This is a genomic window from Wolbachia endosymbiont of Drosophila bicornuta, assembly GCF_028982105.1.
GTDB lineage: Bacteria > Pseudomonadota > Alphaproteobacteria > Rickettsiales > Anaplasmataceae > Wolbachia > Wolbachia pipientis.
The window spans coordinates 1-10,123 of the sequence record NZ_JAPQLF010000135.1 but is presented as its reverse complement, the minus strand read 5'-3'; the positions used below and the strand labels follow the sequence as shown (position 1 = coordinate 10,123).

7 protein-coding genes, 1 tRNA gene and 2 pseudogenes are annotated in these 10,123 nt (G+C 35.6%); 5 read left to right on the top strand and 5 right to left on the bottom strand.

Translation table 11 applies throughout. The annotated features are described in order from the left end of the window. Window positions 1-353 (top strand): annotated as a pseudogene (locus OZD68_RS06015) (hypothetical protein); the annotation flags it as partial. Here the strand turns inward: OZD68_RS06015 and OZD68_RS06010 are convergent. Continuing rightward, on the bottom strand, window positions 350-1,597 hold the full coding sequence (locus OZD68_RS06010; protein WP_182309524.1) for an IscS subfamily cysteine desulfurase: 1,248 nt from the start codon (window positions 1,595-1,597) through the stop codon (window positions 350-352). The pseudogene OZD68_RS06015 and the gene OZD68_RS06010 sit on opposite strands and share 4 nt — an antisense overlap. A 286-nt stretch (window positions 1,598-1,883) precedes the next feature. Then, window positions 1,884-3,302: a metalloprotease TldD gene (gene tldD / locus OZD68_RS06005; protein ID WP_182309523.1), complete on the bottom strand. Its 1,419-nt coding sequence runs from the start codon at window positions 3,300-3,302 to the stop codon at window positions 1,884-1,886. A gap of 62 nt (window positions 3,303-3,364) precedes the next feature. Here tldD and OZD68_RS06000 point away from each other — a divergent pair. The 4 genes from OZD68_RS06000 to OZD68_RS05985 all read left to right on the top strand — a co-directional run bounded on the left by OZD68_RS06000 (window position 3,365) and on the right by OZD68_RS05985 (window position 5,757). Beyond that, window positions 3,365-3,449, top strand: a tRNA-Leu gene (locus OZD68_RS06000). Window positions 3,450-3,519: 70 nt separating this feature from the next. Then, complete coding sequence (locus OZD68_RS05995; RefSeq protein ID WP_010962975.1) at window positions 3,520-4,017, top strand: hypothetical protein; 498 nt, start codon at window positions 3,520-3,522, stop codon at window positions 4,015-4,017. A 253-nt stretch (window positions 4,018-4,270) separates the two neighbouring features. Beyond that, on the top strand, window positions 4,271-4,978 hold the full coding sequence (locus tag OZD68_RS05990) for a uroporphyrinogen-III synthase (RefSeq protein ID WP_010962976.1): 708 nt from the start codon (window positions 4,271-4,273) through the stop codon (window positions 4,976-4,978). After that, the gene (locus tag OZD68_RS05985) at window positions 4,978-5,757 is read left to right on the top strand and encodes an exodeoxyribonuclease III (protein WP_006280373.1); all 780 of its coding nucleotides are present in this window, start codon (window positions 4,978-4,980) and stop codon (window positions 5,755-5,757) included. Before OZD68_RS05990 ends, OZD68_RS05985 begins: the two co-directional genes overlap by 1 nt. A gap of 36 nt (window positions 5,758-5,793) precedes the next feature. Here OZD68_RS05985 and OZD68_RS05980 read toward each other — a convergent pair whose 3' ends face one another. From OZD68_RS05980 to OZD68_RS06835, 3 genes and pseudogenes are all read right to left on the bottom strand, one after another. Further along, window positions 5,794-6,912, bottom strand: a complete 1,119-nt coding sequence (locus OZD68_RS05980) for a hypothetical protein (RefSeq protein WP_259366034.1) — start codon at window positions 6,910-6,912, stop codon at window positions 5,794-5,796. Window positions 6,913-6,961: 49 nt separating this feature from the next. Further along, on the bottom strand, window positions 6,962-9,547 hold the full coding sequence (gene polA, locus OZD68_RS05975) for a DNA polymerase I (RefSeq protein ID WP_182309522.1): 2,586 nt from the start codon (window positions 9,545-9,547) through the stop codon (window positions 6,962-6,964). A 171-nt stretch (window positions 9,548-9,718) separates the two neighbouring features. After that, window positions 9,719-10,123, bottom strand: a pseudogene (locus OZD68_RS06835) (transposase); the annotation flags it as partial.

The following is a 10,123-nucleotide window of genomic DNA, read 5'->3' as shown; positions in this document are numbered from 1 at the left end:
AAGCACCAATAATAAAGTTAGCCTACGATGAATTAGACAGGTTTAGCTGGAATGAAAAAGATTTAGTAGCTTACGAAGAAAGAATAATGGATCTACGCAAAGAAGAAGCAATTCTTGAATACAGACTTGACCTTGCTACTGAAAAAGGCATCCAAATTGGCGAAGAAAGAGGCATCAAAATTGGTAAAGAGGAAGGGAAAATTGAAGTCGCAAAAGCAATGCTGGCTAATAATGTTGATGTCAACACCATTGTCAAGTTTACTGGCCTTTCTATTAGTGAGATTGAAGAATTAAGTGTGAACGGTTACAGAGTAATTTCAAAGTGCATTTGCAATTGGAATGGATACATTTAATGAGAGTCCCATTTCACGGTGTTCAAATCTACTCCTTCTTGTACCATCTCCCAAAGTGGGCTCATTTCTCTCAGTCGGCCAATATTTTTAGCAACAAGATCTGCTGCGTACAAAACTTCTTCTTTAGTTGTAAATCGGCCTAGGCCGAATCTAATTGATGAATGCTCAAGGTCATGGCCATTATTTAGCGACCGTACGACATAGGAAGGCTCAAGAGACGCAGACGTGCACGCAGAACCAGAACTTACTGCTAAATCCTTGATTGCCATGATGAGAGACTCACCCTCAACATAGGGAAAGCTCAAGTTTAGGTTGCCAGGAATTCTATTTTCATAATCACCATTTAAAACGATATCAGGAAACGCTTCTTTTATCTTATTATACAAAATATCCCTTAATTCTTCCACTCTAGTTGTTTCTTTTTTCATTTCTTCTTTAGCAATACGTGCCGCTTCACCAAAACCAACTGCAAGAGGTGTTGGAACTGTTCCAGAACGCATGCCTCTTTCCTGTCCACCACCACTAATTAGTGGTATCAGCCTAACACGAGGATTCTTTCTACGTACATATAATGCGCCTATTCCCATAGGTCCATAAATTTTGTGGCTAGAGAGACTCATAAGATCAATGCACATCTCATTAACATCAATTGGAACTTTTCCAAAGCTTTGAGCTGCATCTGTATGGAAAAATATATTATGCTTTCTGCATATTTTACCAATCTCCTTTACAGGCTGAATTACTCCGATTTCATTATTTACCATCATCACTGAAACCAGGATTGTTTGATCAGTAATTGCTTCCTCAAGCTTTGATAAATCTATAATTCCGTTTTGCTTAACAGGCAAATATGTAACTTTAAAGCCTTCATTTTCCAGATGCCGACAAGAATCCAGAACACACTTATGCTCCGTGCAGACAGTGATTATATGATTTCCTTTATTTTTATAAAAGTGAGCAACGCCCTTGATTGCTGTATTATTTGACTCAGTTGCACCTGAGGTAAAGATAATTTCTTTGCTATCTGCGTTCACCAGATCAGCGATGTGTTTCCTTGCTTTTTCCACTGCTTCTTCAGCAGTCCAACCAAATGAATGGCTGCGAGAGTGTGCATTGCTGAACTCACCAAAGTAAGGTATCATCACCTCTAAAACACGGTGATCTACTTTAGTAGTAGATTGATAATCAAGAAATATTGGTAATTTTATTTTAGCATCGTGTATTTTTTTACTTTCAACATTCATAAAGCTACCACGGAGACAAAATCTACAATTATTTTATAGCATTAAAACTTAATTTTTTCAAGATATAATCTTGCATCAAGTACAAAAGTGTCATCCAAGTAGCTGACACATAACTGTACGAACATTTATTTGCGAAAGCAGTGTGTTAAATGTTATAGCCAGTTTTGCCTCAAACACAAAGGCAGTGCCCAGACACCGGGATGACACCCTATTGGTGGCAATTGCTTCCAAATCATAATGTTTGTACAGCTGTGCGCCGTGCGCTGGAATCCGTTTTAGCCCTTATCTATATCTCAGTTCCACCAACAGTTATTGCGTCGACTTTGAGTGTCGGCTGACCAACTCCAACGGGCACATTTTGTCCATCTTTCGAGCATTTGCCAACACCAGGATCTAACTTTAAGTCATTACCAACCATAGATACTTTTTTCAACACTGTTGGACCGTCACCAATTAGTGTTGCTCCTTTTACTGGCTGTGTAATTTTGCCATTTTCTATTAGGTAAGCTTCCGAAGATGAAAAAACAAATTTTCCTGACGTTATATCAACCTGCCCACCACCGAAATTTACTGCATATAGACCTTTCTTTACGCTAGATATTATTTCCTTCGGTGTATACTTTCCGGGCAACATATAGGTGTTTGTCATGCGCGGCATAATAACTTCTTTATAACTTTCTCTTCTACCATTACCAGTTGGGCTTACACCCATGAGTTTAGCGTTCATATGATCCTGCATGTATCCTTTTAGGATCCCATCCTCTATCAATATATTATAACTGGGTGGAGTGCCTTCATCGTCTACGCTGATAGAGCCGCGCAAATTGGGCAGAGTTCCGTCATCAACTATTGTGATGTCACTAGCTGCTACTTGTTTACCCACAGAATTTGAAAATGCTGAGACTTTTTTGCGATTGAAGTCGCCCTCAAGTCCATGACCCACGGCTTCGTGTAACAATATTCCTGGCCAGCCTGGACCTAAAACGACTGTCATTTCTCCGGCTGGAGTTGGAATTGCTTCAAGATTTACCAGTGCTTGTTCTAACGCTTGGTTTGCAACTTCTTTCCACTTTTTCTTAGAAATAAACTTACTATAAGAGTCCCTTCCACCATGCCCTGCAGAACCTCTTTCGGTACGGCCATCTTTTTCTACAATGACTAGCACATTAAAACGTACCAGAGGCCTGATATCGCTTAATCTGTGATCACCATTTATTATTTGTACAACTTGCCATTCTCCACTTAGAGTTATTTTTACTTGCTTCACGCAGTTATTTTTGGACCTTACATACTCATTAACCTCATTGAGTAGCTTAATCTTTGAATTCAGATCCATTTCATTTATAGGGTTAATCCTCGAATATAGGCTTTTTGTCTCTTCGTTTAAATTTATTGAATTTGTCTTGTTTAAAGACACTGAGCTTTTTACCATAGAAGCAGCATTACTAATTTCTTTTTCGCTGATCTCAGAAGAACAAACGAAAGATGTACTATCTTCACAAAAAGACCTTAAACCAAATCCCCTTCTAGTATTCAAGTCCATGTGTTTTAATATGTTATCCTCAAAAACCAGGGACTCCGACTGGCAAAATTCTAGAAACAGCTCACCACCATCGCTATTGCTCAAAGCGTTATTGACTATTTTATATACGTTATTAATATTAACATTGTTTTGAGGAAAAAATATTTGATCTAGATTTGGCATTACCTTTGAACTAAAAATTGTTCAAGTATATTATTTAACTTTAACATAGTAAACTATAAAAAGCCCGGGTGGCGGAATTGGTAGACGCGCTAGCTTCAGGTGCTAGTAACTTTTTAAGTTGTGGAAGTTCAAGTCTTCTCTCGGGCACTCTTAGCTTCCATATTGCTTATTGAATTAATTAATGTTATAATATAACATATTAGGTAATATTTATGCTATGTATGGTGAAAAAGATAAGTTAGCCTACAGAAAGAAGGTACGAACTTACTCGAAACGCTTAGTTACTACACTATCTACTATCTCTTTCATTGGATACATAGCGGCATTGGTCTTGAATATTCCTGTCTTAAGTCTGTATTTTAGTATTGCCGGCACTATATTCAGTGCACTTTCGTTTGCTTTAAATATATGGTCACTAAATGATCATTCCCGACAACAGAATCTTAATAAGAAATCTGGCATAAAAAACACTCCAGGACAAAAAAAGTTAACAAAGATCTATCTTGATATAGCATCCAGTGCTTCATTTCTAATAGGAGGTATTGCATCTATGTCGCTTTTTGAGTCTTCTGTTATTTATTTTGTTTCTACGCCTTTTTTTATTCTAGGCTGTGTTATTATGGCAGCTAATATCGTTCAAACTATGATTAGTGAACCACAGACAAAAAACGTCCTTGAGAATCTCTCTTCAAATACTGCAAGAGTACAAGCTTAGGTATTAACTTATTTAACTTATACAGGAATATTAGCTATATAATTCCACTGAAGGAAGCCATTCAAAAGAGTTCGATGTAATTAGCGTCAAAAAAGTGTAAGCAGAAATTGTGGGCTTATTGGGGTAGGAGCGCTTAGTGCTCCTACTTCCACATCAATTACTTGAATAATTGCTCAAGCTATCAAAATAAAAGTTTTTATTCAGTAATTTGTGTATAAAGGGTACTATTTTACTGGTAGTGAAATAAATCAGAATGAAGTCTATTTTATTAACGAGGCCTTTATTGGATTCGTTCAATACAAGAAATATATTGAGAAAGTATGGATACAAAGTTTATATAGAACCAGTATTCACAATAAAGTACTTAAATCCTGATATATCTGCACACGAATTTGACGTTGTAATATCCACAAGCAAAAACAGTGTAAAGGCTTTTAGTCAAATATGCAAAGTGGATGACTTTCCGATTATTACAGTTGGTAATTCAACCATGCAGGCTGCAAAAAATTTGGGATTTTCTGATATAATCTCAGCAGACAGCAACGTTGATGGTCTGATATCATTCATAAAAGCTCACTATTCAAGTGCAATAAAGTTCTTATATATAAGAGGACAAGAAGTATCATGTGACCTAAAAAAGAGATTATCTGAAGAAGATTTTAACGTAAGAGAAGTTGTACTCTATAAAACAATCATTAAAAGGAGTCTAACTAATAGGTGTAAAAATTTACTGTTGGATGGTAAAATTGGTAGTGTTGCTTTTTTTTCCTCACAGACAGCAAGGGTATTTTGTTCATTAGTTCTAAAAAGTGGGCTATCTCATGTGATGAATAATACAGTTGCATATACCATGAGTAAAAACATTGCTGATAGTTTAAAGTTAATCAAGTGGAAAAAAATTATAACATCGAGGTTGCCTACTGGGGAGAGTTTAATTGATATAATTAATAAGGATTGCTGATGCTAAAGATTGCAACTTGGAATGTAAACTCCATACGTAAAAGAGTTAACCAACTTTGTAGTTTTATAGTTGATAGTCAGATAGATATAGTTTTGCTGCAAGAGATAAAATGTACGGAAGAGCAATTTCCTTATGCGGAGATAGAAAAGTTAGGATATGAATATGCTATCTATGGACAAGTTGCAAGAAATGGCGTTTGTGTTTTATCTAAATATCCGATACTGGAGAAGTTTAAGATTGATATCGTAGAAGGTTATCAAGAAGCGCGTTATATAGAGTGCATAATAAAGCACAATAATCAGAAGGTAAGGGTGGGAAGTGTATACGTTCCAAACGGTCAAAGCCCGGACTCTCAAGCATTTGAATATAAACTCAAGTTTTTTGATAATCTATATGAAAGGATGAGCACTTTGTTAAAGAATGAAGAGTTAACTATTATAGCTGGCGATTATAATGTTGCACCGGATGAAATTGATGTCTTTGATTCAAACTTATTGAATGGCCAAGTGTGCTTTCATATAAGAGAACGTGAGAAGTTAAGAGCGATCTTGAATCTTGGGTTTAAAGATGCGTTTAGAATATCTCACCCAAATTTGCAACAATTCACTTGGTGGCATTATCAAGGCAATTCACTCAGAAATAATCAAGGAATGCGAATAGATTATATGCTGTTATCACCACAAGCTGTAGATAAATTGGAAACATGCTACATAGATGATAGATTGCGTAAGCTAGAAAATCCGTCTGACCATACTCCTGTTGTATGTGCTATAGAATAATAGTAGACCTCTTACACAACTCACTTTTTGGCAAACCTAAGGAGTCTTACTTGTCTGCCGCACTGTGTTTTTAGCTTGCTGACCAACACTAATTTTTTCAAGCATAGGGTTAGGTTGTTGTTCACTCTTTTCATTTTTCTGGGAAACTTTCTCAGGAACATGCTGTTGTTCACTCTTTTCTTTTCCTTGGGAAATTTGTTCAGAAACAGAGGTGCATTTCTCAGCTCCTTTGACTGAAGCTTTTAAAATTGTATTGATACCATCAAGAACTTTCCCATCCCATCCTTCTTTTTTCTTTTCATCTTGCGAATGAGTGTTATATAAAGTACCTTTTTTGTCATTTGAAAAAAGAACCTCCACTCCCCCTTTTATGACGAATATTGCACCAATAGCAGCAACAACTACTCCGAGTGTAGTAGGACCAAAAATTAACATTGGAATAGTGGAAAGAAGGACAGGAAAAAAGATCTTGCTTAAGAACGTTGTTACCATCTCTTCATCACTAAGTGGTGGTTCATCTTCCTCTTTTTTGTCTTTACCTAAGAATGGTATTTTTTCTTTCACCCCATCCATAAAGGAGCCAGAAATATTTTTCGGGTCTATTTTGATCCCTCCAATTAGCAGCAGCGGCATTTCCAATACGAACTTTATGGATGAATCTTTAGCTTCTGTACCGCGTATATCAGCTACACAGTCATCTACTACTTCTTTTATTTTACCATTCTTGAGATTCTCCTCATTAGCTAATTTTTTCTCTCTAATTTTCTCAAATACGGAAAGTAAAAACTGAGAAAAATTCTCTTCACTGAGTGATTTTATATCTTCTGGATTGACATTGTTGAATATCTTTCCACTATTCTCAAATACAAAAGTAAAAATTTTCTTTTCATTTTCATCCTGTAATCGAGGTAACCGTTCCTTTAATGACTTCAGATCACTCTGTAATTTTTGTTTTTCTTTCAATTTCTGTTCCTTCTTTTCTATTTCCTGTTTCGTTTGCTCTTCTAGTTTTTCTGGATTTTTAAAAATATCTAGGAAAGTACGATAGATTAACTGATGTTTCTCTTTTTCAAATTTAAAAACTTTCTCATCTTTGTTAGTTACCTGAGTAGGTAACTTTGGAGGTTTTGAACTTTTTACTTGTGGGCCTATCATGGCTGACCTATTTGCATTTGCTATGTTCTATTCTAACATATTTTTCGTATTAGTTCAAATGATTTATACTCCTAGAATTCACGATGTTTAAGTCATAATTAAGGGAATTTAGACCCCAGTTGTCGCCAACTTTTATTTCTACTTCAAGTGGTACAGAAATTTCTATTGCATTTTCCATTATATCTTTCATAAGTTTTGCTGTTTCTTGTACCTTTTCGTCCTCTACTTCAACCAGTAGTTCATCGTGAACCTGGAGGATTATTTTACCTACTTTCAATTGGTCAAAAAGCTGAATTGTCGCACGTTTTATTATATCAGCAGCGGTTCCTTGCAGTGGTGCGTTTATTGCTGCACTTTCTGCAAATTGTCTTATATAAGGAATTGTATTGTTTATGTCTCTTACAAAGCATCTCCTGCCAAACAAAGTTTCTACATAACCATGCAATCTTGCGATAGACACTGCTTTTTCCATATAGGCCTTTATTTCTGGGTAACAGGAAAAATAGTAATTAATGTATTCAGCAGCTTCCGCAATGGTAATTCCAAGCCGCTTTGCAAGACCAAATGGGCTAATGCCATATATAATTCCAAAATTGATGGATTTTGCTTTGCGTCTTAATTGCTCATCTATTTCTTGCACTCCAAAAACTTGCCTAGCGGTGATCTCATGAATATCTTGTCCATTTGCAAAAGCTTCTTTAAATGCTGCAACGTTTGCAACGTGTGCCAGGAGTCTTAACTCTATTTGTGAATGGTCAGAAGAAATTATCTTATGCCCTTTTGGCGCAATAAATGCTTGTCTGATAAGATTTCCCTCTTCGCTTCTGATAGGAATATTCTGTAAATTAGGATTGCTGGAGCTCAGCCTTCCAGTTGCAGTTGCAGTCGTTGAAAAGCTTGTGTGTATTCTACCATCAAGTGGATCAACTTGCTTTATTAATGCATCAGTGTAGGTGCCTTTTAATTTACTTAAATGTCGCCAATTTAAGATTTTACTTGCGATTTCTACCCATTCTTCTTCGAGTGCCTCTAGAACTTCATAATTGGTGCTATACGATCCAGATTTTTTTGACTTTTTCTTTTCATTAAGCCCCATTTTGTTAAACAAAACATCACTTAATTGTTTTGGCGAAGCAATATTAAATCTTTCTCCTGCCAAATTATATATCTCATCTTCAAGCACGGCAATTACCTGCTGAAATTTATCGGACAGCTCCTGTAATTTTTGTATGTTCAGTAATATCCCATTTTTCTCCATATCAAATATTACTTTCATAAGTGGCTTATCGAAGCGCTCGTAAATTGTGAGCAATTTTTCCTGAAATAACCTTTGCTTTAGCTTTTCATGAATTGCTATTAAAGTTTTTGCCGAGAAAATTTCTGCATTTTCACTCAAATTATGCGCAACTATGTTTGGAATACTGTGATCATGCTTTCCTGTATCCAAGCTATACGACATTATCATCAAATCATCAACTGAATCTAGCATCTTCTCTACTGTAGGGAAGATTTTCCTGATTTCTTTAATGTTATGTATTATTTTAAGCGCCCCATTTGAGAGTAAAGTTGAGTTAATTATAATGAGTGCATCTTGTATGCTGTCTTGCTCTATATAAAAAATATTACTTTCGCTATAAGATAAGGAAATTTTATTTAATAAGTTGTCTTCAAAGTGGCAATGAATTGCAATTCTGCCTTCATATCTACAATGCTCCAAAAATTTCTCTAACTCTTCACTACTATATTCTATTTTCTCTTTTGTGCTAGACCCATTATAGGAAAAAAGCTTTTCCACTTTCCCTATTAAGGAATTGAATTCATACTTCTTTAAAAAGGATAATAGTTTTTCCATATTTGGAGAATGGACTTCATATTTTGCAATATCATGTTGAAGGTCTACTTTTTCGCATAGTGATAAAAGTTCTCTTGAAATTATAGCTTTTTCCTTATGTTCGGTGAGAATATTACGAATCCTCGTTTGCTCGATATTATCAATGTTCTCTATAATATTATTCAATGAATCAAATTCATCCAGTAATTTAGCTGCAGTCTTCGGACCTATTCCAGGAACGCCTGGAATGTTGTCAGATGCATCACCAGTTAGAGAAAATAAATCAAGAAGCTTGTGTGAGTTTACACCAAATTTTTCTATTACTTGTTTTTCATCTATGTATATATTTTTAATAGGATCAAATATTAGAATGTTGTAATTCAAAAGCTGGAACAAATCTTTATCTGATGAAACGACTACCACTTTAAAGTCTTGGTGGTTGGCGTATTTTGCAGCTAGTGTTGCGATTATATCATCTGCTTCATAACCTTCAATCTCTTCATAGCTGAGGTTAAAAGCTTCTACCGCTTCCCTCAGTATGGTGAACTGTGGAGTTAGATCCTCAGGAGGCGTTACTCTGTTCGCTTTGTACTCAGGATATAAATTGTGCCTAAAATTCTTTTTCCCTGCATCAAGTGCCATAGTTAAGTAGTCCGAATGGGCAATGTACTTAAGAACCATATTCAGAAAGCCATATACACCACCTATTGGCATTCCTGTTGTGGTAATTAAGTGAGGTAGTACATAGTAAGCTCTGAAAAGAAAACCATAGCCATCGATGATTGTGAAAGTTTTTTCTTTCATTGTAGATATTTATGCGTGCTTTTGATGGTCCACTATTTAGCTGAGAAAATCAAGTTTTTGTTTTTCTGCTTTTGAGCGTTGTAAGAGATTTTACCGAAAATAGCATTCATGATGGGGATGTACACATATGACCTCACCCAGAAAAAGTGGAGAGAAAGTTTGGAATGTTTTTTACAAAGAGAATGATGCATCAAATTGTTCTGGAATGCAATAGTTAATAGTGACGTTGTTTGTTATAAAAAATTTCTATATATTCAAATATAGCAGTTTTGATATGCTGTTTAGAGTGCCGAGAGGTGTCTATTGGTAACTCCCTTTTTAGAGAACTGAAGAAGCTTTCCACAACATAATTGTCGTAACAACAGCCTTTATTACTCATCTATATTCTTTACAGCTAAGAGATATTGATACCCTTGCGCAGTATATTGTGAACCTTGGTCACTGTGCAGCAGTAGATTTTTAACAGGTTTACGCCTATTAATGGCCATTAATAAAGAGTTCATAACCAATTGTTTATTTATTGCACTACTCATTAACTACCATACGTGAGAATTATTGCTGCCAAATATAGCCATC